This window comes from Micromonospora sp. NPDC005979 (assembly GCF_040614415.1).
Taxonomy (GTDB): domain Bacteria; phylum Actinomycetota; class Actinomycetes; order Mycobacteriales; family Micromonosporaceae; genus Micromonospora.
This window is the reverse complement of sequence record NZ_JBEXUR010000012.1, coordinates 51,815-76,671: the sequence shown is the minus strand read 5'-3', so window position 1 is coordinate 76,671 and position 24,857 is coordinate 51,815. Positions and strand designations below refer to the sequence as shown.

General features: G+C 72.7%; 21 protein-coding genes. 7 read left to right on the top strand and 14 right to left on the bottom strand.

The window, feature by feature from the left end:
* Positions 1-37 precede the first annotated feature (37 nt).
* The 5 genes from ABZ272_RS20665 to ftsY form a co-directional block, all read right to left on the bottom strand.
* Positions 38-2,314 carry a [protein-PII] uridylyltransferase gene (locus ABZ272_RS20665; RefSeq protein ID WP_355051565.1) on the bottom strand — a complete coding sequence of 759 codons (2,277 nt, stop codon included), beginning with the start codon at positions 2,312-2,314 and terminating at the stop codon, positions 38-40.
* A 16-nt stretch (positions 2,315-2,330) separates the two neighbouring features.
* On the bottom strand, positions 2,331-2,669 hold the full coding sequence (locus tag ABZ272_RS20660) for a P-II family nitrogen regulator (RefSeq protein ID WP_007456507.1): 339 nt from the start codon (positions 2,667-2,669) through the stop codon (positions 2,331-2,333).
* A 25-nt stretch (positions 2,670-2,694) separates the two neighbouring features.
* Complete coding sequence (locus ABZ272_RS20655; protein ID WP_355051564.1) at positions 2,695-4,104, bottom strand: ammonium transporter; 1,410 nt, start codon at positions 4,102-4,104, stop codon at positions 2,695-2,697.
* A gap of 275 nt (positions 4,105-4,379) precedes the next feature.
* A complete protein-coding gene (locus tag ABZ272_RS20650) occupies positions 4,380-5,243 on the bottom strand; it encodes an aminoglycoside phosphotransferase family protein (RefSeq protein WP_355051563.1) in 864 nt (287 codons plus the stop codon).
* Between the two features lie 6 nt (positions 5,244-5,249).
* Positions 5,250-6,431 carry a signal recognition particle-docking protein FtsY gene (gene ftsY, locus ABZ272_RS20645; protein ID WP_355051562.1) on the bottom strand — a complete coding sequence of 394 codons (1,182 nt, stop codon included), beginning with the start codon at positions 6,429-6,431 and terminating at the stop codon, positions 5,250-5,252.
* Between the two features lie 83 nt (positions 6,432-6,514).
* Between ftsY and ABZ272_RS20640 the strand changes: the two genes are divergently transcribed.
* The 5 genes from ABZ272_RS20640 to ABZ272_RS20620 all read left to right on the top strand — a co-directional run bounded on the left by ABZ272_RS20640 (position 6,515) and on the right by ABZ272_RS20620 (position 11,459).
* Positions 6,515-8,227, top strand: coding sequence for an alkaline phosphatase D family protein (locus ABZ272_RS20640; protein ID WP_355051561.1), 1,713 nt, complete (start codon positions 6,515-6,517; stop codon positions 8,225-8,227).
* A gap of 26 nt (positions 8,228-8,253) precedes the next feature.
* Positions 8,254-8,694 carry a MarR family transcriptional regulator gene (locus ABZ272_RS20635; protein WP_355051560.1) on the top strand — a complete coding sequence of 147 codons (441 nt, stop codon included), beginning with the start codon at positions 8,254-8,256 and terminating at the stop codon, positions 8,692-8,694.
* Between the two features lie 83 nt (positions 8,695-8,777).
* The gene (locus ABZ272_RS20630; RefSeq protein WP_355051559.1) at positions 8,778-10,388 is read left to right on the top strand and encodes an MDR family MFS transporter; all 1,611 of its coding nucleotides are present in this window, start codon (positions 8,778-8,780) and stop codon (positions 10,386-10,388) included.
* A 9-nt stretch (positions 10,389-10,397) separates the two neighbouring features.
* On the top strand, positions 10,398-10,892 hold the full coding sequence (locus ABZ272_RS20625) for a universal stress protein (protein ID WP_355051558.1): 495 nt from the start codon (positions 10,398-10,400) through the stop codon (positions 10,890-10,892).
* Positions 10,893-10,937: 45 nt separating this feature from the next.
* A complete protein-coding gene (locus ABZ272_RS20620) occupies positions 10,938-11,459 on the top strand; it encodes a DinB family protein (protein WP_355051557.1) in 522 nt (173 codons plus the stop codon).
* Positions 11,460-11,466: 7 nt separating this feature from the next.
* Here the strand turns inward: ABZ272_RS20620 and ABZ272_RS20615 are convergent, their stop codons facing one another.
* The 3 genes from ABZ272_RS20615 to ABZ272_RS20605 form a co-directional block, all read right to left on the bottom strand.
* Positions 11,467-12,087 carry an HAD-IA family hydrolase gene (locus ABZ272_RS20615; RefSeq protein WP_355051556.1) on the bottom strand — a complete coding sequence of 207 codons (621 nt, stop codon included), beginning with the start codon at positions 12,085-12,087 and terminating at the stop codon, positions 11,467-11,469.
* Positions 12,087-15,701: a chromosome segregation protein SMC gene (smc, locus tag ABZ272_RS20610; protein ID WP_355051555.1), complete on the bottom strand. Its 3,615-nt coding sequence runs from the start codon at positions 15,699-15,701 to the stop codon at positions 12,087-12,089. The genes ABZ272_RS20615 and smc overlap by 1 nt, the downstream gene beginning before the upstream one ends.
* 374 nt (positions 15,702-16,075) lie before the next feature.
* The gene (locus ABZ272_RS20605) at positions 16,076-16,270 is read right to left on the bottom strand and encodes a hypothetical protein (RefSeq protein WP_030487463.1); all 195 of its coding nucleotides are present in this window, start codon (positions 16,268-16,270) and stop codon (positions 16,076-16,078) included.
* Positions 16,271-16,644: 374 nt separating this feature from the next.
* Between ABZ272_RS20605 and ABZ272_RS20600 the strand changes: the two genes are divergently transcribed.
* Together ABZ272_RS20600 and ABZ272_RS20595 are read left to right on the top strand one after the other, a co-directional pair.
* Positions 16,645-17,736 (top strand): CAP domain-containing protein, encoded by a 1,092-nt coding sequence (locus tag ABZ272_RS20600; RefSeq protein WP_355051554.1) that lies wholly within the window; start codon positions 16,645-16,647, stop codon positions 17,734-17,736.
* Between the two features lie 110 nt (positions 17,737-17,846).
* Positions 17,847-18,689, top strand: a complete 843-nt coding sequence (locus ABZ272_RS20595) for an endo alpha-1,4 polygalactosaminidase (RefSeq protein WP_355051553.1) — start codon at positions 17,847-17,849, stop codon at positions 18,687-18,689.
* Between the two features lie 75 nt (positions 18,690-18,764).
* Here the strand turns inward: ABZ272_RS20595 and ABZ272_RS20590 are convergent, their stop codons facing one another.
* The 6 genes from ABZ272_RS20590 to ABZ272_RS20565 form a co-directional block, all read right to left on the bottom strand.
* Positions 18,765-20,984, bottom strand: coding sequence for an MMPL family transporter (locus ABZ272_RS20590; protein ID WP_355051552.1), 2,220 nt, complete (start codon positions 20,982-20,984; stop codon positions 18,765-18,767).
* A 221-nt stretch (positions 20,985-21,205) separates the two neighbouring features.
* Positions 21,206-22,063 (bottom strand): bifunctional DNA-formamidopyrimidine glycosylase/DNA-(apurinic or apyrimidinic site) lyase, encoded by an 858-nt coding sequence (mutM, locus tag ABZ272_RS20585; RefSeq protein WP_355051551.1) that lies wholly within the window; start codon positions 22,061-22,063, stop codon positions 21,206-21,208.
* Positions 22,056-22,955 (bottom strand): ribonuclease III, encoded by a 900-nt coding sequence (gene rnc, locus ABZ272_RS20580; protein WP_355051550.1) that lies wholly within the window; start codon positions 22,953-22,955, stop codon positions 22,056-22,058. The genes mutM and rnc overlap by 8 nt, the downstream gene beginning before the upstream one ends.
* Positions 22,952-23,938, bottom strand: coding sequence for a phosphate acyltransferase PlsX (locus ABZ272_RS20575; RefSeq protein WP_355051549.1), 987 nt, complete (start codon positions 23,936-23,938; stop codon positions 22,952-22,954). Before ABZ272_RS20575 ends, rnc begins: the two co-directional genes overlap by 4 nt.
* 111 nt (positions 23,939-24,049) lie before the next feature.
* A complete protein-coding gene (gene rpmF / locus ABZ272_RS20570) occupies positions 24,050-24,223 on the bottom strand; it encodes a 50S ribosomal protein L32 (RefSeq protein ID WP_030335284.1) in 174 nt (57 codons plus the stop codon).
* A 5-nt stretch (positions 24,224-24,228) separates the two neighbouring features.
* Positions 24,229-24,792 carry a YceD family protein gene (locus ABZ272_RS20565; RefSeq protein ID WP_355051548.1) on the bottom strand — a complete coding sequence of 188 codons (564 nt, stop codon included), beginning with the start codon at positions 24,790-24,792 and terminating at the stop codon, positions 24,229-24,231.
* Positions 24,793-24,857: the final 65 nt, after the last annotated feature.

Sequence of the window (24,857 nt, the reverse complement as noted above, 5' to 3'; positions counted from 1 at the left end):
CTCGGCGAACTCGTGTCGATCACGCCGAATTACCCGGTCAGACCGCGGCGAGGACGGCGGCCTCCAGGCGGGCCCGGGTGGCGTCGTCCGGCCAGCCGCCCACGAGGTAGAAGGCGTCGACGACGTCCGCGCCGAGGGTCGAGATCCGTGCGGCCCGGACCAACGCGCCCGCCTCGTCGAGCGCGCCGGCCACCCGGTACAGCAGCCCGGCGGCGTCGGCCGCGCGAAGTTCGAGCAGGACGGCGTCGGTGGCCGCCTCGCGGTGCCAGACGACCCGGGGGGCGGCGCCGCTGCCCCGGGCGGCGAGCGCACGACCCCGCAGCCGTTGGGTGACGGACACGTCGCCGGCGACCGCGCGGCGCAGATCGGCGCGGAGCGGGACCGGGTCGGCCGGTAGGCCGTAGCGGGGTTGCACCCGGCACTCGACGAGCGCTCGGCCGTCGACCACGGAGGCGTCGGCGGAGAGCACCTCCAGTCGGTGCAGGGCGAGGCAGCCGGCCACCGTGGCGAGCAGTCCCCGCCGGTCGGCGGCGGCCACCGCCACCCGGTCTCCGGTGAGGTGGACGACCGGCAGCGGCCCGGCCAGCAGCGCCGGGTCCGGGGCCGGCGGCTCGGGCAGCACACCGGTGTCCAGGGCGGTACGGACGCGGGCGACCAGTTCGGCGACGAGTCGGCCCTTCCAGTCCGACCAGGCGGCCGGGCCGGTGGCGGCGGCGTCGGCGCGGACGAGGGCGTGCAGCAGATCGAGCGTGCCGGTGTCGCCCACCGCCCCGGCGACCGACGCGATGGTCACCGGGTCGGCGAGGTCCCGCCGGGTGGCCACGTCCGGCAGGAGCAGGTGCAGCCGGACGAGCGTGCCGATCAGCGCCACCTCCGGTGCGGGCAGCCCGACGCGGGTCGCCACCGTCTCGGCGAGCGGCACCCCGACGGTGCTGTGGTCGCCGGGCAGGCCCTTGCCGATGTCGTGCAGCAGGGCGCCGAGCAGCAGCAGGTCGGGACGGTCCACCTCGCGGGCGTGCCGGCTGGCCTCGTGGGCGGCCTGTACGAGGTGCCGGTCGAGGGTGTAACGGTGCACGGGGTTGTGCTGGGGCAGGCTGCGCAGCCGGGTCCACTCGGGCAGCCAGCCGTCCACCAGCCCGTACCTGTCACAGGTTTCCCAAGCCGGCACCAGACCGGGACCGGCGCCCAGCAGCGTGGTGAGCGCGGCCCGGGCCTCGGCCGGCCAGGGCGCGGGCAGCGGAGGGCAGTACGCGGCCAGCCACTCGCAGGTGGCCCGCGCGATCGGCAGCCGGGTGGTGGCCGCCGCGGCGGCCACGCGCAGGGACAGGCTCGGGTCGGGACGTGCGCCGATCGCCGTCCGGGCCAGCACCAACTCCCCGTCGTGCTCGACCACGTCCCGGGCCACGGGCCGACGTACCGGGCTGCCGTTCCCACCCCGGGAGCGGCCCGAGCGCAGCCGGTCGGCGGCGCGGAAGGCGTCGTCGAGGGCGTGGCTCACCGTGCGGGCGTCCCCGGCCACCCGCCGCAGGAGGGCGTCGCCGTCCTCTAGCCCGAGCAGCGCGGCGACGCCGTCGCGTTCCTGGGCGACCAGTCGGTCGACGCGGCGGCCGACCTGCTGGTGCAGGGCGTCGCGCGTGTCCAGCAGCCGCAGGTGGGCGGCGCGGACGGCGGGGCGCAGCGCGTCGGTGATCCCGGCGGCGGAGATCGCGCGCAGCAGCCCCACGTCGCGCAGTCCGCCGGCGGCCTCCTTGAGATCGCCTTCGAGGAGGAAGGCCAGCTCGCCGTGCGCCTGCCAACGGGCGACGGTGATCTCACGCAGACCCGGGAGCTGCCGCACGGCGGTCCGTCGCCAGTGGTCGGCGGCGGTGCGGGTCAGGGCGTCGGCCAGGGTCTGGTCACCGGCCACCAGGCGGGCGTCGAGCAGCCCGAGGGCGACCTTGACGTCGTCCTGGGCCACCGAAAGGGCCTCGGAGACGGTCCGTACGGAGTGGTCGAGGCGCAGCCCGGCGTCCCAGATCGGGTACCAGACCTTGGCGGCCAACTCGTCCGTGCCGGGCACTCCGGCGTGCAGCAGCACCAGGTCGAGGTCGCCGTAGGGGGCGCACTGCCGTCGCCCCAGGCCCCCGACGGCCATCAGCGCGACACCGTCGCGCGCGGGCAGCAACCCCCGCAGGAACTTGTCGTACGCGGCCGCCCGCCCCACCCGGGCGGCCTCCCCGATCCCCCCGGGTACGCCGACGACCTCGTTGATCAAGAGGTTCGCGTCACCGTTCTCGGCGTTGCCTGACGCGTTCTTCTTGATCAACGAGGTCATGTCGTCGTGATCCGGATCAGAGGGCGTCGAGGCCGCGCTCGCCGGTACGCACCCGGACGACCTCCTCGACACCGGTGACCCAGACCTTGCCGTCGCCGATCTTGCCCGTACGGGCGGCGCCGACGATCGCGTCCACGATCTTTTCCACGTCGATCTCGTCGGTGAGCACCTCAACCCGGATCTTGGGCAGGAACTCGACCGTGTACTCGGCACCCCGGTAGACCTCGGTGTGCCCCTTCTGCCGTCCGTACCCCTGGACCTCACTGACGGTCAGCCCGGCCACGCCCAGGGCGTGCAGAGCTTCCTTCACCGCGTCCAGCTGGTACGGCTTGATGACCGCGGTCACCAGCTTCATGTCCAACCCCTCCATCTAAGGAACGTTAACCGGCGACCTTGGCGCTGACCGGCTCGGTGGACTCGGTCTCTTCAGCGGCGGTGCTCGACGCGCCGCCGGGGGTGCCGATGCCGGCCATCGCGAACGCGCCGCCCGTGCCGCCACCGGACGGGGACAGGTCGTAGCTGCTCTCGGCGTGCTCGGCGATGTCGATGCCCTCGACCTCGGCCTCGTTCTTGACGCGGAAGCCGATCGTCTTCTCGATGACGAAGGCGAGCACCCAGGCGATGCCGAACGACCACGCGGTGACGATCAGACCGGCCAGGGCCTGCCGGCCGAGCTGGGTCACGCCGCCGCCGTAGAACAGGCCGTCGGACGCGCCGACCACGTCGCTGATCGCGGCGTTGACCGAGTTGGTGGCGAACAGGCCGAGCCAGAGCGAGCCGATCCAGCCACCGACGAAGTGCACGCCGACCACGTCGAGCGAGTCGTCGTAGCCCAGCTTGTACTTCAGGCTGACGGCGAGGGCGCACACGATGCCGGCGACGATGCCGAGCAGGACGGACGCCCACGGGGCGATGAAGCCACAGGCCGGGGTGATCGCGACCAAGCCGGCGACCGCGCCGGACGAGGCCCCCACCATGGTCGGCTTGCGGTCCTTGATCCACTCGACCGCGATCCAGCCGAGCACCGCGGCAGCGGTGGCGAGCTGGGTGTTGATGAAGGCGAGACCGGCGACCCCGTCGACGGTCAGCTCCGAACCGGCGTTGAACCCGAACCACCCGAACCACAGCAGACCGGCGCCGAGCGCGACGAGCGGGATGTTGTGCGGCTTCATGCCCTCGCGGGGCCAGCCGAGACGCTTGCCGAGCACCAGGGCCACAGCCAGGGCCGCCGCACCGGCGTTGATGTGCACCGCGGTACCGCCGGCGAAGTCCAGCGCGTGGATGTCACCGCCGATGATGCCGCCGCCCCACACCCAGTGGGCGACCGGGAAGTAGACCAGGGTGGCCCAGCCGAACGCGAACAGCAGCCAGCCGGCGAACTTGGCCCGGTCGGCGATGGCGCCGCTGATCAGCGCGACGGTGATCACGGCGAAGACCATCTGGAAGGCCATGAACACGTAGAGCGGGATGCCGATGCCGCTGGGGTTCTCCGTCGTGGCGCCCCACAGGTCGGTCTCGGCGAGGAAGGTCTTGGTGCCCAGGTACGCGCCCGGGTCGCCCCAGAAGCCGTTCACGTCGGTCCCGAAGGCGACGCTGAAGCCGTAAAACCACCACAGAATAGAGATGAGCCCGATGGCGGAGAAGCTCATCATCATCATGTTGAGTACGCCCTTGGCCCGGTTGAGGCCGCCGTAGAACAGCGCCAGTCCCGGGGTCATGAGCAGCACGAGCGCGGTCGAAACCAGCAGCCACGTAGTATTGGCGCCGTCGATCGTCGGTGCTTCAGGCACGCTGGCCTCCTAAAGGTGAAGTCCTCCTTCGCGGCTTTCCGGGGCAGCGTCGCCCGTAGGCCGGTTGCGCGGAAGCTTTGTTGCCGGCTGTTTCACCCAGGGTCCCGTGCGGGTTTCCAATTCGTGACGGGTTGTTTCGTACGTGTCACGGAGTCCGCACAGTCGGCAGCATGGACAATGGTGGATCGTTCGGACGGCGTACGTCGATGGCTGACCGGCCAGGCCCATCGACCGGTCCGCTTGACGGGCCCGGCCGAGCATCGACCGGTCCGCGCTCAGCGGAGGGCGTTCTCCAGAGCGTGCCGCTCGTAGTCGAGCAGCCGCAGATCCCGCATCGGACGCCGCAGGTGCCCCTTGTGCACGATCCGGACGAACGCCGGCTCGCCGGCGGCGGCCATCCGGCGGATGCCCTCGACGTGGTCCACGATCCGCTTGCGGATGGTGCGGATCAGTCGGTGCCGGTCCCGCGGGATCAACCCGTACGCGTCGGCGAAGAGACGCAGCCGGCGCGGCCGGTCCGGGTGCTTCCAGCCCAGGGTGATCGAGTCCCGGTCGGCGAAGATCGGCACCCACGTCCACGCCGCGTACGCCACGTCGTAGATCCGCGCGCCGGGCGAGGCGAGGTCGAAGTCGATCAGCCCGAGGGTGCCGTCCGGACGCCAGATCACGTTGTGCGGGGCGGCGTCGTGGTGGCAGATCACCTCGGTGTCCGGCGGCGGAGGGCCGAACGAGCGCCAGACGGCCCCGGCCGGCGGGGCGAAGCCGTACTGCGCGTCGTGGAACATCCGCAGCATGGTGGCGACGGTGACCAGCGCCTCGTCGGTCACCCAGTGCGGGGCGAGCGGGTACTCCCCGCACTCCCCCTCCAGGTACGACAGCACCTCACGGTTGCGTTCGTCCATCCCGAGTGCCCGGGGAGCGCCGGTGAAGCCGACGTACTCCAGGTGCCGGAGCAGGGCGTGCACGGACGGGGTCCACGGCCCGGCGTTGCGACGGACCGTGTCGCCGACCCGGACCACGGTGCTCACGTTCCCGCCGTGCAGCGGGATCTCCTGCGAAGTCACGTACGGTCTCCCGAGGCGCTGCGAGGAATGGCCGGGATCACGCCAGCCCGCGTACGCGCGATCGTCACTGGTCACCCGAGACTACGCGTCCCGTCCAGCGGGCTCGGTGCCCAGCAGCGCGTCGACGAACTGCGCCGGGTCGAACGGCGCGAGGTCGTCCTTGCCCTCACCGAGGCCGACGAGCTTGACCGGGATGCCGAGCTTGCGCTGAACGGCGATCACGATGCCGCCCTTGGCGGTGCCGTCGAGCTTGGTCAGCACCACGCCGGTCACGTTGACCACCTCGGTGAAGACCCGGGCCTGCTCCAGACCGTTCTGACCGGTCGTGGCGTCGAGGATGAGCAGCGTCTCGTCGATCGGTCCCTGCTTCTCCACGACGCGTTTGACCTTGCCCAGCTCGTCCATCAGGCCGACCTTGTTCTGCAGGCGACCGGCGGTGTCGATGAGCACCGTGTCCACGCCGGTGTCGATGCCCCGCTTGACCGCGTCGAAGGCCACGCTGGCCGGGTCGGCCGCCTCGGGGCCCCGCACGGTCTCCGCGCCGACCCGTTCGCCCCAGGTCTGCAACTGGTCGGCGGCGGCGGCGCGGAAGGTGTCGGCGGCGCCGAGCAGCACGGTACGGCCGTCCGCGACCAGCACCCGGGCGACCTTGCCGCAGGTGGTGGTCTTGCCGGCGCCGTTGACGCCGACCACCAGCACGACCGCCGGCACGCCGTCCTTGGGGGCGGTGCGCAGCGAACGGTCCATGCTCGGGTCGAGGGCGTTGACCAGCTCGGCGGCGAGCAGCGCGCGCAGCTCACCGGCCGAGCGGGTGCCCAGCACGCGGGTCTGCTCGCGCAGCCGGTCGACGATGTCGCGGGTCGCGTCCACGCCGACGTCGGCGGTGATCAGGCTGTCCTCGATCTCCTCCCAGACGTCCTCGTCGAGATGGTCGCGGGCGAGCAGGCCGAGCAGGCCCTTGCCGAACACGTTCTGCGAGCGCGACAGGCGGGAGCGGAGCCGGACCAGCCGCCCGGCGGTCGGCTCGGGGACCTCGACCTGCGGTTCGAGCACCGGCGGCGGCTCGACCAGGACACCGGTGGACAGATCGGACTCCGGTGCCTCGACCGGCGGACCGGCGAGATCCTCTTCGGCCCGGGTGTCGACCTCGGTGCGCGGAAGCGGAGGCTCGGGCCGCCGCCGCAGACGGGGCACGACCAGCCCGACTGTGCCGGCGATCAGCACACCGAGCAGGACCAGAGCGAGGACGAGATATTCGGCCATGCCGGAATCCTGTCAGATGCCGACGACGGCGTCCCAGCCACCGCACCCGGCCGGTGTCCGGAAACCGGCGGTAGGCTCGCGTCATGCCCGCCGCACACCTCCTGATCGGCCCACTTCTGCGGCGAGTGGTCGACACCCGGGCGACGATCTGGGTGGAGACCGCCGCGCCCGCCGTGGTCACCGTCCGCACCGCCGACGGCGCCACCGGCACCGCGCCCACCTTCTCGGCGTACGACCACCACTACGCCCTCGTCGTGGTGGAGGGCCTCACCCCGGACAGCACCACGACGTACGAGGTGCTGGTCGACGACGAGCTGGTGTGGCCCGTGGAGAGCAGTGGCTTCCCGCCCAGCGTCATCCGTACCCGGGCGGTCGACGACCTGGACCAGCCGGTCAACCTGATCTTCGGTTCGTGTCGGGAGACCACCCAGCACGCCACCACCCGCAAGCTCCCGCCGGACGCCCTGGACGCGTACGCCCGGCGGTCGATGGCGGACCCGGAGTCGAACCCGCTGCCCGACCTGCTGGTGCTCCTCGGTGACCAGGTGTACGCCGATGTCACCTCACCGACCGTGCGCCGGCTGCTGCGCCGACGCCGTCGGCGGCCGAAGGGCGCTCCGGCCGACCAGGTGGTGAGCTTCGACGAGTACACGAAGCTCTACCTGGAGTCGTGGCGTGATCCGGAGATCCGCTGGCTGCTCTCCACCGTGCCCAGCGTGATGATCTTCGACGATCACGAGATCATCGACGACTGGAACACCTCGGCGTCGTGGCGTGCCGAGATGCGCGAGCAGCCGTGGTGGGCCGAACGGATCGGCAGCGGGCTGGCCTCGTACTGGGTCTACCAGCACCTGGGCAACCTCGCTCCGGACGAGATCGCCGCCGACCCGGTCTACGCCAAGGTCGTCGCCGCCGAGGACGCCACCGGCGTGCTGCGCGAGTTCGGGCACCGGGTCGACCAGGAGGCCGACCTGGCGCACGACACCGAGCGCTGGCGGGCCGTGCAGTACCAGTGGAGTTACGCGCTCGACCTGGGGCGTACCCGGCTGGTCATGCTGGACAACCGGTGCAGCCGGGTGCTCGAGCCGGGCAGCCGCGCGATGCTGCCGCCGGGTGAGTGGTCGTGGTTCCTGGACCAGGCCCACGGCGTCTACGACCACCTCGTGGTGGGTGCCTCGCTGCCCTGGCTGCTGCCCCAGGGCATCCACCACATCGAGGCGTGGAACGAGAAGCTGGCCGACTCGCGCCGACCGTGGGTGGCCCGCACGGCCGAGAAGCTGCGCCGGGCTCTCGACCTGGAGCACTGGGCGGCGTTCCGGCGGTCCTTCGAGGCGCTCGGTGAGACGTTCGCCCGGATCGGCACCGGCACGCCGAGGGAGTCCGGCGCGCGGGTCGGCGCCGGCCCGGCGTACGCCCCACCGGCGTCGATCAGCGTGCTCTCCGGGGACGTGCACCACTCGTACGTGGCCCGGGCCCGGTTCGCCGACCCCGCGGTGGTCACGCCGGTGCACCAGCTCACCTGCTCGCCGATCCACAACCAGGTGCCGGCCGGCATCCGACCGCTGATGAAGATGGGCTGGTCGTCGGGTCCGGCGGGGGCCACCCGGGCGCTGGCTCGCTCGGCGGGCGTCCGGCGGCCGGGGGTGCGCTGGCGCAAGCTGGCCGGGCCCTACTTCGGCAACGCGGTCGCCACCCTGACCCACCAAGGCCGGCAGGCCGATGTGGTGATCGAGGGCACCACCAGTGACGGGCACCTACGCCCGGTGATGAGCCGCCGCCTCTCCGGCGACGGGTGACCGGGCCTCGCCGTACTCTCTAGGCCGTGAGCGAGCATCAGCCGGAGCCGATCCGGGCCGTCGAGCACGAGCTGACCGCGCTGCTGCGTCGCGGGCGGGCGGTCTCCTGGGAGATCGCCCGCGAGGTGCACCCGACCCTCGAACCGAACACCTACGGGCTGCTGCTCTGGTTGCGGCGCAGCGGGTCGATCCGGCTGACCGAGCTGGCGGCGCGGCTCGGCGTGGGCAAGGGAACGCTCAGCCGGCAGATCAACGGGCTGGAGGCGCTCGGCCTGGTGCACCGCGAGCCGGACCCGAGTGACCGGCGGGCGGCGCAGATCAGCCTCACCGAGGAGGGGCAGCGACGGTTCGACGTCGCCCGGTCCGCCCGGTTGGGCGAATTCCTCCGCGCGCTCGACGACTGGCCGACCCGGGACGTCGAGGAGTTCGCGCGGCTCCTCGGCCGCTTCAACGATTCCTGGAGATGACCCCCCGAGGCGGGGAATGTCGCCACCCCCGGGCAAGTTGTTGCTTGAGGCAACCAATACGTACGGGCTGGAGGCACCACACGATGAGCCAGGCGACAGCGTCCCGAGCGCCCGCCGTCGACATGACCCACCGGCAGATCCTGGAGGCCCTCTCCGGACTCCTGCTGGGCATGTTCGTCGCAATCCTCTCCTCCACGGTCGTCTCGAACGCGCTGCCGCGGATCATCACGGAGCTGCACGGCGGGCAGTCCGCCTATACCTGGGTGGTCACCTCGGCGCTGCTCGCGACCACCGCGACCACCCCAATTTGGGGCAAAATGGCCGATCTGACCAGTAAGAAGACACTGGTCCAACTCGCCCTGGGCATCTACGTCCTGGGCTCGGTGCTGGCCGGCCTGGCGCAGGGCACCAGCGAGCTGATCGCGTGCCGGGTGCTCCAGGGCGTCGGCGCCGGTGGCCTCACCGCCCTGGCCCAGGTGATCCTGGCGACGATCATCGCGCCGCGCGAGCGGGGCCGCTACAGCGGCTACCTGGGCGCCGTGATGGCCGTCGGCACCATCGGCGGACCGCTGATCGGCGGCGTGATCGTCGACACCTCGTGGCTCGGCTGGCGCTGGTGCTTCTACGTCGGCGTGCCGTTCGCCATCGCCGCGCTGGTCGTGCTCCAGAAGACCCTGCACCTGCCGGTGGTCAAGCGCCGGGCGCAGATCGACTGGTGGGGCGCCACCCTGATCACGGCGGCGGTCTCGGTGCTGCTGATCTGGGTGTCCCTGGCCGGCGACCAGTTCGCCTGGGCGTCCTGGCAGACCGTCGCCATGGTCCTCGGCGCCCTGCTCCTCGGCGCGCTCGCCATCCGGGTGGAGACCCGGGCCGCCGAGCCGATGATCCCGCCGCGGCTGTTCCGCAACCGGACGATCACCCTCGCCGTCGTCGCCAGCGTCGCGGTGGGCGTGGGCCTGTTCGGCGCGTCGATCTTCCTCGGCCAGTACTTCCAGATCAGCCGGGGCGAGTCCCCGACGATGGCCGGCCTGATGACCCTGCCGATGATCCTCGGCCTGCTGGTCGCCTCGACCGTGGGCGGACGGATCATCACGAAGACCGGCCGCTGGAAGCGGTTCCTGGTAACCGGTTCGGCGCTGCTCACCGTCGGCTTCGCGCTCATGGGCACCCTGCGCGCGGACACCAGCTACGCCCTGCTCAGCGTCTACATGCTGCTGGTCGGCGTCGGCCTCGGCCTCACCATGCAGAACCTCGTCCTCGCCGTGCAGAACACCGTCGGCACGCACGAGCTCGGCGCGGCCAGCTCGGTGGTGGCGTTCTTCCGCAGCCTGGGCGGCGCGATCGGCGTCTCCGCCCTCGGCGCGGTCCTCGCCCACAAGGTCAAGGACTACACCGCCGACGGACTGTCCCAGCTCGGCATCCCGGCGTCCAGCTCCGGCAGCGGCGGCACCCTGCCCGACGTGCACACCCTGCCCGGTCCGCTGCGGGCGGTGGTGGAGGCCGCGTACGGCCACGGCGCCGGTGACATCTTCCTGGCCGCCGCCCCGTTCGCGCTGATCGCGTTGATCGCCGTGCTCTTCATCAAGGAAGTGCCGCTGCGCCAGCACAACGCCGGCCCGGTTTCCGGCGCGGGCGAGCGGGAATCGAATCCTGTCGTAGGCGCCGGCGCGGTCCCGGCCGGCGAGCAGAGGTGAGGTAGAGCCATGGGCGTGGGAGCACCGGACCGCGAGGAGTACGGCCCCCGGGTCAGCTCGCTTCCCTTCGAGCGCGGCACCGACGGCCCGAGGGTGATCATGGTGGGCGTCGACGGCACCCGTACCTCCGGGCGGGCCGGCTCCTACGCCGCAGGGCTGGCCCGCCGACAGGGCGCCGCGCTCGTGGTGGTCTTCGTCAGCTCGGCGAGCGGCCTCACCTCCCTGGTACCCGGGATGGACGCCGGCGCGGTCCAGCGCACCCACGACGAGCTGGCCGACGAACTGCGCCGGGAGTGCCGACGCGGGGCCGAGCAGTTGGGCATTCCGGTGACCCTGCTGTGCCGACGCGGCGACGCGTACGCCGAACTGTGCGCGGCCGCCGACGAGTTCCGGGCCGACATGGTCGTGGTGGGGGCGTCCGAGCAGGCCGGTCACCGGCTGGTCGGCTCGGTCGCCACCCGGCTGGTCCGCAAGGGGCACTGGCCCGTCGTCGTGGTGCCCTGAATAACCCGTCGCGGACCGTCACACGTCCCGGGCAGGATGCGCGCCATGACGTGGACCGCACCGGAGATCACCCGGACCCCCGAACCGTACGTCGGCGACGAGCGCACGATGCTCGACGGCTGGCTCGACTACCACCGGCAGACACTGCTGCTCAAGTGCGCGGGCCTCACCGAGGAGCAGTTGCGCACCCCGAGCGTCGAGCCGTCCGGGCTGACCCTGCTCGGCCTCGTCCGGCACCTCGCCGAGGTGGAGGCGTGGTGGTTCCGGGAGAGCTTCGCCGGCGAGCGGGTCGACTACCCGTACTTCACGCCCGAGAACCCGGACGCCGACCACGACGTGAGCGCCGCCGACGCCGAGGCGGACTTCGCCACCTTCCACCGGGAGGTGGCACTGGCCCGCGCGGCCGCCGCCGGGCACTCCCTCGACGAGACGTTCATCGAGGTCGGCGCGAAGAAGCGCACCTTCAACCTGCGCTGGGTGTACGTGCACATGATCGAGGAGTACGCCCGGCACAACGGCCACGCCGACCTGATCCGGGAACGCATCGACGGCGTCACCGGCGAGTGAGCGCCGCTCAGTAGTCCAGGGCCGCCCGCAGGTAGCGCAGGTCGGCGTGGCCGCCCCAGCGGTGCGCCGACAGCCCGGCGGACCGGGCGCCCCGTACGGCCCAGTCCTCGTCGTCGACGAAGAGGACCCGGGCCGGCGGGGTGGACAGCGCCTGGCAGGCGGCCTGGAAGTACTCCGGAGCGGGCTTGTGCACGCCGAGCGTGGACGAGTTGACCACCACGTCGAACTCGCCGACCAGGCCGAGCGCGGCGAGGTCGGCGTCGAGCAGGTCGGTGGCGTTGGTGCCCAGGCCGACGGGAATGCCGGCGGCGCGCACCTCCCGGACGAAGTCCAGCACCTCGGTGTCCACCTCGCCCCGGTAGCGCTGCCACTGCTCGACGGCCGCGCGGGCCCGGTCCGGCCCACCCGCCGGCTCGGCGAGCGCGTCGGCCACGCTGCTCACCCAGTCGGCGTGACTGACCTGGCCGGTGAGCACCGGCTGGAGCCTCCCCCACTGCATGGCGATCTCGGTGAGCACCCCCTCGGAGAGGCCGTACTCCCGCTCGACACCGGCGGCCACCGCCGGATCCCAGCGGCGCAGCACGCCGTCGAAGTCCAGCAGGAGCGCCTTCGCCCGTTCCCGAGCCACTACCCGTTCTCCTCGCCGCGGCCGGGCCGCTGGTCGTCCTCGTCGGCCCGGTTGAGCCGTTGACTGATCACCTGGGTGACCCCGCTGCGCATGGTCACCCCGTAGAGCGCGTCGGCGATCTCCATCGTCCGCTTCTGGTGCGTGATGACGATCAGCTGACTCTTCTCCCGCAACTGTGCCAGCAGCGTGATCAGCCGGCCCAGGTTCACGTCGTCCAGGGCCGCCTCCACCTCGTCCATGATGTAGAACGGGCTGGGCCGGGCACGGAAGATCGCCACCAACATGGCCACCGCGGTCAGCGACCGCTCGCCACCGGAGAGCAGCGACAGGCGCTTGATCTTCTTGCCCGGCGGCCGGGCCTCGACCTCGACGCCGGTGGTGAGCAGGTCCTCGGGGTCGGTGAGGATGAGCCGGCCCTCACCCCCCGGGAAGAGCACCGTGAACACCTGCTGAAACTCGCGCGCGGTGTCCTCGAAGGCGCTGGCGAAGACCTCCAGGATCCGCTCGTCCACGTCCTTGACGACGGTGAGCAGGTCCCGTCGGGTGGCCTTGAGGTCCTCCAACTGCTCGGAGAGGAACTTGAAGCGCTCCTCCAGCGCCGCGAACTCCTCCAACGCGAGGGGGTTGACCTTGCCGAGCAGCGCGAGTTCGCGTTCCGCCTTGGCGGCCCGTTTCTCCTGCACCGGCCGCTCGTAGCGCACCGGCTCGGGCACCGGCAGACCGTCGCGTTCGGCGGCGGCCACGTCGACCTGGGTCGGTGGGACGAGCTGGCTCGGGCCGTACTCGGCGACGAGGGTCTCCACGTCGAGCCCGAAGTCCTCGGCGGCCTTCGCCTCGAGTTGCTCGACCCGCAGCCGCTGCTCCGCGCGGGCCACCTCGTCACGGTGCACCTGGCTGGTCAGACGCTCCAGCTCGGCGCCGAGACGCTTGGCCGCTCCGCGTACCTCCTGAAGCTCCGCCTCGCGGGCGGCGCGTTCGCGCGCCACGGCGTCGCGGTGCTGCTCGGCCGTCGCGATCGACGTGGTAAGCCGGGTGAGCGCCGCGCGGGCCCCGCCCGCGACGGCCCGGGCGATGCCCGCGCCCCGGGCGCGCGCGGCCCGCCGGGCGGCGGCGCGCTCGCGCGCGGCACGCTCCGCGGTGGCCTGCCGGGCGAGCGAGTCGGCCCGGCCGGCGATCGAGGAGACGCGCTCCTCGGCGGTACGCACCGCGAGCCGGACCTCCATCTCGTTCTGCCGGGCCTGCGGCACCATGGCGGCGAGCTGGTCCCGCTCCTCGGTGGAGGGCTCGGCGTCGACCGGGGTCTCCTCGGCCAGCCGCAGCCGCTCCTCCAACTCGTCGAGCGTGGCGAGGTCCCGCTGCCGGGCCGCCTCGGCGCGCGCGTGGGACTCGCCGAGCCGGTCAGTCTCCGCCTTGGCGGAACGGGCGGCCGCCCCCAGCTCGGCCAGCCGGCGGGCGGCGGCGTTGCGGTGGCTCTCCGCCTCCCGCTTCTCGGCGGCGGCGTGCTGCACGGCCTCCTTCGCGGCGGTCACCTCGGCGCGCGCCTCGACGAGCTGGTCCCGCAGCTCCGCGCCGGTCCGCTCGGCGGTGAGCCGGTTGGCGCGGGCCTCCTCGACGGCCGCCTGCACCTCGATGTAGCTGGGCGCCTTGGCCGACCCGCCGGCCGCCGCGTACGCCCCGACCACGTCACCGTCCGGGGTGACGGCCCGTAGCTCGGGGTTGCCGGCGACCAGTTCGGCCGCCGCCGCGAGATCGTCGACCAGGGCCACGTCACGCAGCGCCCGGTGCACCGCAGGACGGATGTCGGGCTGGCACTCGACCAGGTCGGGGGCCCAGCGGGCGCCGTCGGGCAGCTTCGGGCGCAGCGTGTCGGCCGATCCGGTCATGCCGGGTCCGGCGGGGGTGCCGACCAGCAGACCGGCGCGCCCGGCGTCGGAGATCTTGAGCAGCCGCATCGCCTCGACGGCCTCGTCCACCCCGCTGACGGCGACCGCGTCGGCGAGACCGCCGAGCGCGGCGGCCAACGCGGCCTCGTGTCCGGGCGCGACGGTGAGCAGCCCGGCGAGGCTGCCGAGCAGGCCGGGAACGTCACCGGCGCGGGCGAGCAGCGCACCGGCGCCGTCCTTGCGCCGCAGGCCCAGCGCCAGGGCCTCCTCGCGGGCCTTCCAGGTGGCGGCGTCCTTCTCCGCGGCCCGCTCGGCGTCGGCCAGCGACCGGACGGCCGCCTGGGCGCGCTCCTGGACGGCGAGCGCCTCGGCGTGCCGGGCGTCCAGGTCCGCGTTGTCCCGGTCCGCCTCGGTGGACTGGGCGGCGACGGCGTCCAGGTCGGCCTGCGCCTGTTCGGCGCGACCCAGCGCGTCGGCGTGCGCGACGGCGAGGCGTTCGATCTCCTCACCGGCGCTGGTGGTCCGGGCGCGGGCCGAGTTGACCTGGCCGGTGAGGCGGGCCAGGCCCTCGCGTCGGTCGGCGATGGCCTTGGCGGCGGCGACCAGCTCGCGTTCGGCGGCGGCGAGCTGCCGTTCCAGCTCCTGGCGGTGCTCGACCGCCTCGGCCAACCGGATCTGGTCGTCGGTGAGCGCCGCGCGCAGCTCCTCCTCCTGCTCGCGGACGCGCTCGGCCTCGGCCTCCAACTGGTCGGGGTCGCGGCCGGGCCGTTCGTCGTCACCGCTGGCACTGAGGTGCCGCAGCCGCTCGGTGGCGAGCTGTTCGATCGAGCGGAAGCGCTCCTGCAGCGCGGACAGCTTGTACCAGGTGTCCTGCGCGGCGGCGAGCAGCGGCGCGTCCTCGGCGAGGGCGGCCTCCAACTCGCCGAGCCGGCCCTGCACCTCGGCGTGCTCCCCCTCGATCTGCTCGCGACGCTCCCGCAGCGCGGTCTCGTCGGCGATCTCCCGGTCGAGCGTGGTCCGCAGGGTGGCCAGGTCGTCGGCGAGCAGGCGCAGGCGGGCGTCGCGCAGGTTGGCCTGGATGGCGGCCGCCCGGCGGGCCACCTCCGCCTGCCGGCCGAGCGGCTTGAGCTGACGGCGCAGCTCGGCGGTGAGGTCGGTGAGCCGGTTCAGGTTGGTTTGCATCGCGTCGAGCTTGCGCAGCGCCTTTTCCTTGCGCTTGCGGTGCTTCAGGACGCCGGCGGCCTCCTCGATGAACGAGCGGCGGTCCTCCGGCTTGGCGTGCAGCATGCCGTCCAGGCGGCCCTGCCCGACGATGATGTGCATCTCCCGGCCGATGCCCGAGTCGGACAGCAGCTCCTGGATGTCGAGCAGTCGGCAGGTGTTGCCGTTGATCTCGTACTCGCTCTCGCCCGAGCGGAACATCCGGCGGGTGATGGAGACCTCGGTGTACTCGATCGGCAGCGCGCCGTCGGTGTTGTCGATGGTGAGGGTGACCTCGGCGCGGCCCAGGGGGGCACGGCCGGCGGTGCCGGCGAAGATGACATCCTCCATCTTGCCGCCGCGCAACGCCTTGGCGCCCTGTTCGCCGAGCACCCAGGCGATGGCGTCGACGACGTTCGACTTACCGGAGCCGTTCGGGCCCACCACGCAGGTGATCCCGGGCTCCAGCTTCAACGTCGTGGCGGAGGCGAAGGACTTGAAGCCCCTCACCGTCAGGCTCTTGAGATACACCTTCTCGATCCTCGTCCGGTGGCCGCCGTACCGTCGCCGGCTGCGGGGACCTGGGTGAACCCGCAGACTAACCCGGTGACGGCACCCACCCGGCACGCGACCCGCCCCGGGCCGTGCCGACGGCCCGCGCTCGCCCGTGGCGGAGGAGACGACGCGCTGTCGTTCCGGCGGCAATGGAAAGGCAAAGACCTTTCATGATCAGAATGCGGTTCGACACGTTCTGCGATAACTGCGAGAGCGCTTGACGCGAGGCCGGGCTACAAGATCATAAATCGTCGGCCGCGAAAGGGGCCGGACAGCGTTGCGCGCCGGCACACGGGTGTCGGCGCGCATTTTTGCGGTGGTGCTGCGATTCAGTTTTCCGACCCCGAAGATCAGGTCAGCGCCGGCTCGGCGAGACGGAGCAGGTCGTCCGCTTCCGCCGCAGCCGCCGCGAGCCGATCATTGTCGGCACGCAGACGCGTGATCTCGAACTCCAGTGCCTGAACCCTGGAACGCAGTCGGGTGACCTCGTCGAGCAGACGCCGGTCGGGCGCTGCACCTACGTGGCCGTAGAGGGCCTTCGCCATGCTGACTCCTTGATATGCGCTGCCGGAAAGGCCGGCCAAGCGCGCGCCCATTAAGTACGCGGCTGTCATTCCAGGTGTATCTGGGCATGACCGGGCGCGACTGGCGACACCTATATATTGAGCCGCAAACCCCTCCTTCGTCAAGTTCTCGCAGGCCGTAGATCATCTCCACGTCGACCTGTCCACTTGTCGGGGGGGCTGCCGCAAGGCACGGACACGCTCTGTCCGGACGCCTTTACTGTACGCCCGTATTCCCGGAAGTCACCGCCTTGGCGTCCGACTTCCTCTTAACTCTTCCTTAGCCACGTTGCCGCAGGTCGCGGGCGAGTCGTAGCGTCACCCGGGCCAACAACCGACCCCGTGGAGGCAGAGGCGTGTACGGCTGGACCGACCCGATGGACCCGAACGGCGCCGCCCGGCGCGCCGAGCGGCCGACCGACGAGCCGGACTGGCTGACCGACCGCCCGGAGCCCCGCTCGGCGTACCTGTTCGGGGACGACCCCGACCAGCCCGCTGACGAGTGGCACGCCGCCGAGCCCTCCCCCCGCTGGGAACCCGCCCCCGTGGACGCGCCGACCACGAGCTGGCCGGAACACGCGCGGGGCGACGAACCGACCGGGGACACCCGGCCGACCGAGGTCACGGACGGGTGGCGCGCCGGGACCGACGCGTACACCACCGGAGGCCGGAACACGGCGGCCGCCGGTGACGGGCGGACCGGCACCGGGCGGCACCGCTCGCCGCGGAACTGGCGTCGCCCGCTCATGATCGGCGGCGCGGCCGCGACGGCCACCCTCGTGGTGAGCATCGGCGTCGGCGCGCTCGCGATGCCCGGCGGCGACGGCACGGCCGACGAGCCGACCGCCGTCGACGACACCGTCGCCGCCGCTCCCGCGGTCCCCACCGAGCAGGCGACCAGCGACGCCCCGGCCCCACCGTCGGCGACCAGCTCGCCCAGTCCGGCACGGCCGAGCCCGTCCCCGAGCAAGGTCGTCAAGCCCACCCCGGCCTCGTCGCGGACCACCGCCACGTCCCGCCGCAGCGTCGATCGCAGCACCGCTCCGAGCACCGCAGGCGGCACCGTCAGCGATCAGGCCCGCGAGGTGGTGGACCTGGTCAACGCCGAGCGGGCCAAGGCCGGCTGCAAGGCGCTGAGCATCGACGACAAGTTGATGACCGCCGCGCAGCGGCACAGCCAGGACCAGGCCGACCACAGCAAGATGACGCACACCGGCAGCGACGGCAGCGACACGGGCGTCCGGCTGGACCGCGTCGGCTACGCGTGGCGTACCTACGGCGAGAACGTGGCGTGGAACCAGAAGACGCCGGCCGCCGTGATGGATGCCTGGATGAACAGCTCCGGGCACCGCGCCAACATCCTGAACTGCGCGTTCACCGAGATCGGCGTCGGTATCGCCAGCAGCGACGGGCCGTACTGGACGCAGGTCTTCGCGGCGCCGCGCTGAACGCGCGTCGTCCGCGCCCCCGCGCTCGTTGACCCGGTTGGGTACGCCGGGGTGGACGGTGGCGTGCCGGTGGGGGCGGCGACGGGCCGCCCGGGACCCGGGAGCTGCCGATGCGGATCCGGCCACGGCGGCGTCGCGCCGCACCTGCGCTGCGCCGGATCGTGTCGGCCGCCGTCGCGCTCGTCCTGGTGCTGCCGGCGTACGGCTGCCGACGCGAGCTGATTCCGCCCGGCGCGCCCACCCCGTGGCCGGCCGCCCAGTCCCGCCACTGGCAGTGGCAGTGGCAACTCGACGGCCCGCTCGACGAGACGGTGGAGGCGGACGTCTTCCTGCTCGACCCGGTGGCGACCACGGCGGCGCAGACGGCCGAGCTGCGCGCACGGGACCGACGGCTGATCTGCCAGGTGGCGGTCGGCTCGGTGCGCCCGGCCGACCCGGACGCCAGCCGACTGCCCGCCGTCGTGCTCGGCGCCCCCGGTCGACAATCCGGCAGCCGGTGGCTGGACGTACGGGCCTGGGACGCGCTGGAGCCGGTGCTGGCCGACCGGTTCCGGCTGTGCCGGGGCAAGGGCTTCGGCGCGGTGGCGCTGGCCGACGCCGACGGGTACGGGCACCGCAGCGGTTTCCCCCTGGGCTTCGACGACCAACTGCTGTTCAACCGCCGGCTGGCCCGCCTGGCCCGCTCGCTGGACCTCTCCCCCGGGCTGGTCAACGACGTGCCGCAGCTCGCGGCCCTGGCACCGGACTTCGACTTCGTGGTCAACGAGGAGTGCGTCCGGCTCGACCAGTGCGCCAAGCTGCTGCCGTTCGCGGACGCCGGCAAACCGGTCTTCCACGTCGAGTACGTCGGCACGACCGACGAGTTCTGCGTCACCACGGTCGGCTACGGCTTCGCGTCGATCCGCAAGGACCGGGAGTTGGACGCCTGGCGGGAGCCCTGCCCGCTGCCGTGACCGCCCGGCGCCCCCGTGCCCGCCGATAAGACACGTGCCGGGCCGCTGGTCGCGGCCCGGCACACGGTCGGCTGCTCAGGAGACGGGCACCAGCTCCGGGGCGGGCGTCGGCGGATCGGTGGGAGCGGGCTCCGGACGGCGGCGCAGGAACCGCGGCGCCCACCAGTTCGCGTCCCCGAGCATGGTCATCAGAGCCGGCAGCACCACGCCCCGGATGATCGTGGCGTCCAGCAGGATCGCCGCCGCCAGACCGATGCCGAGCTGCTTCATGTCGATCGTGCTCAACGTGGCGAAGATCGAGAACACTCCGACCATCACGATCGCCGCGCTGGTCACCACCCCGGCCGACGACGTGATGCCGTACGAGACCGCGTCCCGGTTGGACATTCCGGCCCGTACCCCCTCGCGGATCCGGCTCACCACGAACACGTGGTAGTCCATCGAGAGGCCGAACAGCACCACGAACAGGAACAGCGGCAGCCAGGAGACGATCGCTCCCATCGAGGTGAAGCCGAGCAGCCCCTCGGCCCAGTCACCCTGGAAGACCAGCACCAGCAGCCCGTACGCGGCGCCGGCGGAGAGCAGGTTCAGCACGATCGAGCTGGCCGCCACCACGACCGAGCGGAAGGTGAGCGTCATGACGAGGAACGTGAGCACCAGCACGAAGCCCATCACCAGCGGCAGCTTGTCGCGGACGTGCGCCGCGTAGTCCTCGCTGTCGGCCACGCTGCCGCCCACCGCGTACTCGATGCCGGGGATGCCCCGCAGCTCGGCCGGGACCAGGTCGGCGCGCAGCTTCTCCAACGACTGCACCGACCGGTCGTCCCGGCTCGCGTACGGGGTGGCGACGTCCAGCACCGACACCCGCCGGTCGGCCGACACCTTGATCTTCGGGCCGTCCGCCTCGGTGGGGGCGAACAGCGGATCGGCGGAGGCGCGGGCGGCCAGGTCGGTGAGGGCCGCCCCGACCCGGTCGGCCTGGTCGGCCGGCGCGCGGACGGCCACCACGTGATTGGTGCCGGTGCTCGGGAAGGCGGCGGTGAGCCGGTCGTACGCCTGCATGGCCGGCGTGGTGCGCGGCAGGTCCTCCATGCCGGGGAACTTCAGCTTCATGCCGAGCGCCGGCGCGGCCAACGCGAGCAGCAGGCCGACCGAGATGACGAGCGTCGCCACCGGCGCCCGCAGCGCGGGACGCAGCACCGTCGGCCAGAGCCGGGGCGTACGCGCCTCGCCGTGCCGTCCCGTGCGCGGCGCGGTGAGGCGCCACAGCAGCGGCACCCGGGGACGGTCGACCCAGCGGCCCAGCCGGGCCAGCAGAGCGGGCAGTACGGTCAGCGAACCGGTCACCGCGACGGCCACCACCAGGATCGAGCCCACGGCCAGCGACGAGAAGACGACGTCTCCGGCGAGGAACAGCCCGGCCATCGCGATGATCACCGCGACCCCGGAGACCACCACGGCATGCCCGGAGGTCTCCGCGGCGATCTCCACCGCGTCCAGCCCGGAGCGGCCCTTGGCGCGTTCCTCCCGCTCTCGGCGGATGTAGAACAGCGAGTAGTCGACCCCCACCGCCATGCCGATTAGCAGGATCACCGGTGACGTGGTGTCGGTGGCCGGAACCAGGTGCGAGGCGAGCGTGGACAGACCCATCGCCGCGGCGACCGACGAGAGCGCCAGCAGCACCGGCACGCTGGCCGCGATCAACGCGCCGAACGCGATGATCAGAATGGCCAGGGTCACCGGCAGGCTCAGCAGTTCGGCCCGCTCGAAGTCCTTGCCGAGGGTGTCGTCCAGCGCCTGACCGATCGACGGCCCGCCGACCTGCTCGACGCGGAGCTGCGGGTGCGCGCTCTGCACGCCGGCGGTGGCGTCCCGCAACGGCTGCACCCGGTCGGACGCCGTCTCCGGGTCACCGGACATCGTGATCGGCAGCAACAGCGCCGACCCGTCCCGCGCGGTGACCGGTGGGCCGACTTCGGCAACCCCGGTGACCGTACGCAGCCGGGCGGCGGCATCGTCGGCCGCCGCCTTCGCCGCGGCCGGGTCCAGGGTGCCGCCCCGGGCGGTGATGAGGACGTTCTCCACGGCCGGGTCGTCGAAGGCACCGCCGTCGATGATGAGGCTCGCCCGCCCGGACTCGCCGATCGCCTGGTCACCGCTGGTGGCTTCGCTGAGGCCGGCGGCGTTGCCCCCGACGAAGCACACCGCCACGAACACGATCCACATCGCGATCGCCCGCCACGGATGCTCGGCGCTCCAGCGCGCCATCCGCACCGTCACCGGTCTGCTGCCCATCAGTGCCCCCCTGTCACGTCGACCCCCTGTCAACGGTGCTGACGTTAGGGGCGTGACGAGGCGGTCACATCGGGGAACGGCCCCCGTCCGCCCCGGAGTCCTCCGACCGGGGGTGGCGGGTCCGCCGGGCGGGCATCAACCCGCGATTCGGGCGTACGCCGGGGAACTACCCGGAGCGTCCGGCCGCGACCCGCCGGCACCGACCCGGAGCCGACTCCGGGTCATCCCCGAAGGGCACCCCGAGGGCGGGGTTGGCAGCGCGGGCAGCTGTACGAGGAGCGGTTCATGAACGACTCCCGCCGGATCGGCGTACCGCAGCGCCGGCACGGCTCGCCCTCGCGGCCGTACGCGTTGAGCGCGCGGTCGAAGTAGCCGCTCTCGCCGTTGACGTTGACGTAGAGGGCGTCGAAGCTGGTGCCGCCCTCCTTGATGGCCTCGGCGAGCACGTCCCGGACGTGGCCGAGCAGTCGCTGGGCGGCCGGGCCGGTGAGCGCGTCGGTGGGGCGGGCGCCGTGCAACCGCGCACGCCAGAGCGCCTCGTCGGCGTAGATGTTGCCCACCCCGGAGATCAGCGTCTGGTCGAGCAGGGCCCGCTTCACCTCGGTCCGCCGGCGTCGCAGCGCGGTGACGAACGCCGCGTCGGAGAACTCCGGGTCCATCGGGTCACGCGCGATGTGCGCGATCTCGGCCGGCAGGTCGGCGCCGCCCTCGCTCACCGCGAGCCCGCCGAACGTGCGCTGGTCGACGAAGCGCAACTCGGGCCCGTCGTCGGCGAACCGGAACCGGACCCGCAGGTGGGTCTCGTCGGGAGTGCCGGGCGGCTGGAGCAGTAACTGACCCGACATGCCGAGGTGCCCGACCACCGCGTCGCCGCTGTCCAGCGGGAGCCACAGGTACTTGCCGCGCCGCCGGACGTCCAGGATCGTCCGGCCGGCGAGCACGTCGGCGAAGTGCGCGCTACCGGGTACGTGCCGCCGGACGGCACGCGGGTGCCGGACCTCGACCGAGTCGATCCGTCGGCCGGTGACCCACTGGGCCAGCCCCTGCCGGACGGTCTCCACCTCGGGCAACTCAGGCACGACGGGACCCCTGCTCCTGCGCCACGTCGGCCGGCATGACCTGCGCCAGGTGGTCGGCCACCTCGGTCTGGGCCGCCTGCTCGGCGCGCTCCAGCGGCCCGGCCGCGTCGCCCCGGTCGGCCGCACCGCGCTCGTCGGCTGCGGTGTCCCGGTCGGCCGCGCTGTCCTGGTCGGCCTGCTCGTGCTGGTCCGAGAGCATCCGCCAGGCCGCCTCGGCGGCGCGCTGCTCGGCCTCCTTCTTGCTGCGCCCCTCCGCGCCGCCGTACCGGTTGCCGGCCACCACGACCCAGGCCGTGAACGTCTTGAGGTGATCCGGTCCGGTGCCCTCGATCCGGTACTCGGGCACGCCGAGGCCGAGCGCGGCGGTCAGCTCCTGCAGGCTGGTCTTCCAGTCCAGGGCGGCGCCCCGGCCGGCCGACTCGGCCATCAGCGGGTCGAAGAGGCGGTGGATCACGATCCCGGCGGTGTCCAGCCCGTACTGCAGGTAGATCGCGCCGAGCAGCGCCTCCAGCGTGTCGGCGAGGATGCTCGCCTTGTCCCGGCCACCGGTGGTCTCCTCGCCCTTGCCCAGCAGCAGGTACGCGCCGAGGCCGTCCGGGCCGAGCCCACGGGCCACGTCGGCGAGCGCCCGCATGTTGACCACGCTCGCCCGGAGCTTCGCCAACTGTCCCTCGGGCAGGTCCGGATGGTTGTGGAACAGGGCGGTGGTGATCACGACGCCGAGCACCGAGTCGCCGAGGAACTCCAGTCGCTCGTTCGTCGGCAGGCCGCCGTTCTCGTACGCGTACGAACGGTGGGTCAGCGCGCGTTGCAGCAGGTCCGGTTCCAGGCTGACGCCGAACGCGGCTTCCAGGTGACCGACGGACGCCCGCCGCCGCTTGTCGTTGCTCATGATGTGCGTACCTCGGTGTCGGTGGGGCGGTCGGTGCGGTCCGTCGCGGCGTCGCCGTCGAGCAACGCGGAGACCAGATCGGTGGCACGCCGCCGCCACAGGTGGGCGGCGAGGGCGATGCCGGAGGCGACGTCGGCGGCCCGGGCGGAGCCGTGACAGACGACGACGGTCCCCGCGACGCCCAGCAGGGCCGCCGCGCGGGGAGCGCCACCCTCGGCGGGTGGGCCGCCGGCCATGGCGTACGCGCCCTCGATCGCCTTGAGCAGCACGTTACCGGTGAAGCCGTCGGTGACCACCACGTCGGCGCGCGCGCCGACGGCCACGTCGTATCCCTCGACGAGGCCGACGTAGCGCGCCCCGCCGGGCAGCGGTTCGACGGCGAGCAGGGGGTCGGTGGCCCGGCGTACCCGGTCGCCCTTGCCGGCCTCGGTGCCCACCGAGAGCAGGCCGACCCGCGGCGCGGCGATCGAGTGGGCCACCGCGGCGTACGCGGCGCCGAGCACGGCGTGCCGGGCGAGGGTGGCGGGGCGGGGTTCCAGTGAGCCGCCCACGTCGAGCAGGACCACCGGCCCGGCGACCGCGGGCAGGGTGGCGACCAGGGCGGGTTGGCGGATCTCCGACCAGCGCCCGAGCCCGAGTACGGCGGCGGTGACGGTGGCACCGGTGGCGCCGGCGGAGACGAGGGCGTCGGCGGTTCCGTCGCGGACGGCGGTGACGGCGGCCCGGACGGTGCTCTCCGAGCGGGCGGCACTGGGATGGTCGGCCATGCCGACGGCGACACGGACCGGCCGGACCGTGATCCGGGCCCGTTCGGCCGGGGTGAGCGCAGCGATCAGCGCGTCGGCGACCTCGGTCGGGCCGACGAGCAGCAGGTGCAGATCGGGGTCGGCGCGCATGGCCCGCAGAGCGCCGTCAACCACGACGGCGGGAGCGTCGTCCCCGCCGAGGAGGTCAACGGCGATCCGCGCGGTGCCCGGCTCCACCGGGACGCCGGCCGGAGTGGGCCGGGCGTCGGAGGGAGCCGGGGCACCGGGCGAATGCCAGGATGCGCGCGCCGCCCGACCTGGGGTCGGGGGCGTCACTCGGCGTCCAGGTCAGACCTCGAGAACCTGGCGGCCGTTGTAGGTGCCGCAGACGGAGCAGGCGGCGTGCGGCAGCTTCGGGGACTTGCACTGCGGGCACGCGACGGTCGCGACCACGGTCGCCTTCCAGTTCGCCCGGCGGGACCGGGTGTTGCTGCGCGACATCTTGCGCTTCGGGACGGCCACGGTTCTTACTCCTCTGTAACGGTCATTTGCGACAGGCCCGCCCAACGCGGGTCGATCTGCTGGTGACTGTGGTCGGCCGGCAGATCGTCCCAGTGCGCCCCACAGTCGGGGCACAGTCCTGGGCAGTCCTCCCGGCAGAGCGGGTTGGTCGGCAGCGTGAGCACCAACGCGTCCCGCAGCGCCGGCTCCAGGTCGATCAGATCGCCCTGCATCCGGCCCACCTCGTCCTCGTCGGTCGTGGCGTCCGTGGTGCTGTTCTCGTACGCGTACAGCTCCTGGATCGTCACGGCCATCGATTCGTTGATCTCGCGCAGGCAGCGCCCGCACTCGCCCCGGACGGGACCGGTGATGGTCCCCGAGACGAGCACACCCTCGGACACCGACTGCAACCTCAGATCGAGGTCGAGGTCCGCGCCCTCCGGTACGGCGATCAACTCCACACCGAGGTCCACCGGTGCCGGCACGACCCGCTGGACCTCACGCAACGCACCAGGGCGGCGCGGCAGGTCTCTCGTGTCGAGGACCAGCGGCGACCTGGGGTCGAGTGTCGATGGCGAGTGCTTGGGCATAGTAAGACTCCGGCCGGTGAGAGGCCGACAAAAAAGGTTACCTGGGCGACCGCCCGGCCGTCGAA

Excerpts from the sequence above, each read along its gene's own strand:
- ABZ272_RS20620 (WP_355051557.1), top strand. The coding sequence starts at position 10,938 with ATGACGTGGACCGCACCGGAGATCACCCGGACCCCCGAACCGTACGTC.
- ABZ272_RS20625 (WP_355051558.1), top strand. The coding sequence starts at position 10,398 with ATGGGCGTGGGAGCACCGGACCGCGAGGAGTACGGCCCCCGGGTCAGC.
- ABZ272_RS20595 (WP_355051553.1), top strand. The coding sequence starts at position 17,847 with ATGCGGATCCGGCCACGGCGGCGTCGCGCCGCACCTGCGCTGCGCCGG.
- rnc (WP_355051550.1), bottom strand. The coding sequence starts at position 22,955 with ATGAGCAACGACAAGCGGCGGCGGGCGTCCGTCGGTCACCTGGAAGCC.
- ABZ272_RS20590 (WP_355051552.1), bottom strand. The coding sequence starts at position 20,984 with ATGGGCAGCAGACCGGTGACGGTGCGGATGGCGCGCTGGAGCGCCGAG.
- ftsY (WP_355051562.1), bottom strand. The coding sequence starts at position 6,431 with ATGGCCGAATATCTCGTCCTCGCTCTGGTCCTGCTCGGTGTGCTGATC.
- ABZ272_RS20630 (WP_355051559.1), top strand. The coding sequence starts at position 8,778 with ATGAGCCAGGCGACAGCGTCCCGAGCGCCCGCCGTCGACATGACCCAC.
- ABZ272_RS20665 (WP_355051565.1), bottom strand. The coding sequence starts at position 2,314 with ATGACCTCGTTGATCAAGAAGAACGCGTCAGGCAACGCCGAGAACGGT.
- ABZ272_RS20605 (WP_030487463.1), bottom strand. The coding sequence starts at position 16,270 with ATGGCGAAGGCCCTCTACGGCCACGTAGGTGCAGCGCCCGACCGGCGT.
- ABZ272_RS20565 (WP_355051548.1), bottom strand. The coding sequence starts at position 24,792 with ATGCCCAAGCACTCGCCATCGACACTCGACCCCAGGTCGCCGCTGGTC.
- ABZ272_RS20640 (WP_355051561.1), top strand. The coding sequence starts at position 6,515 with ATGCCCGCCGCACACCTCCTGATCGGCCCACTTCTGCGGCGAGTGGTC.
- ABZ272_RS20660 (WP_007456507.1), bottom strand. The coding sequence starts at position 2,669 with ATGAAGCTGGTGACCGCGGTCATCAAGCCGTACCAGCTGGACGCGGTG.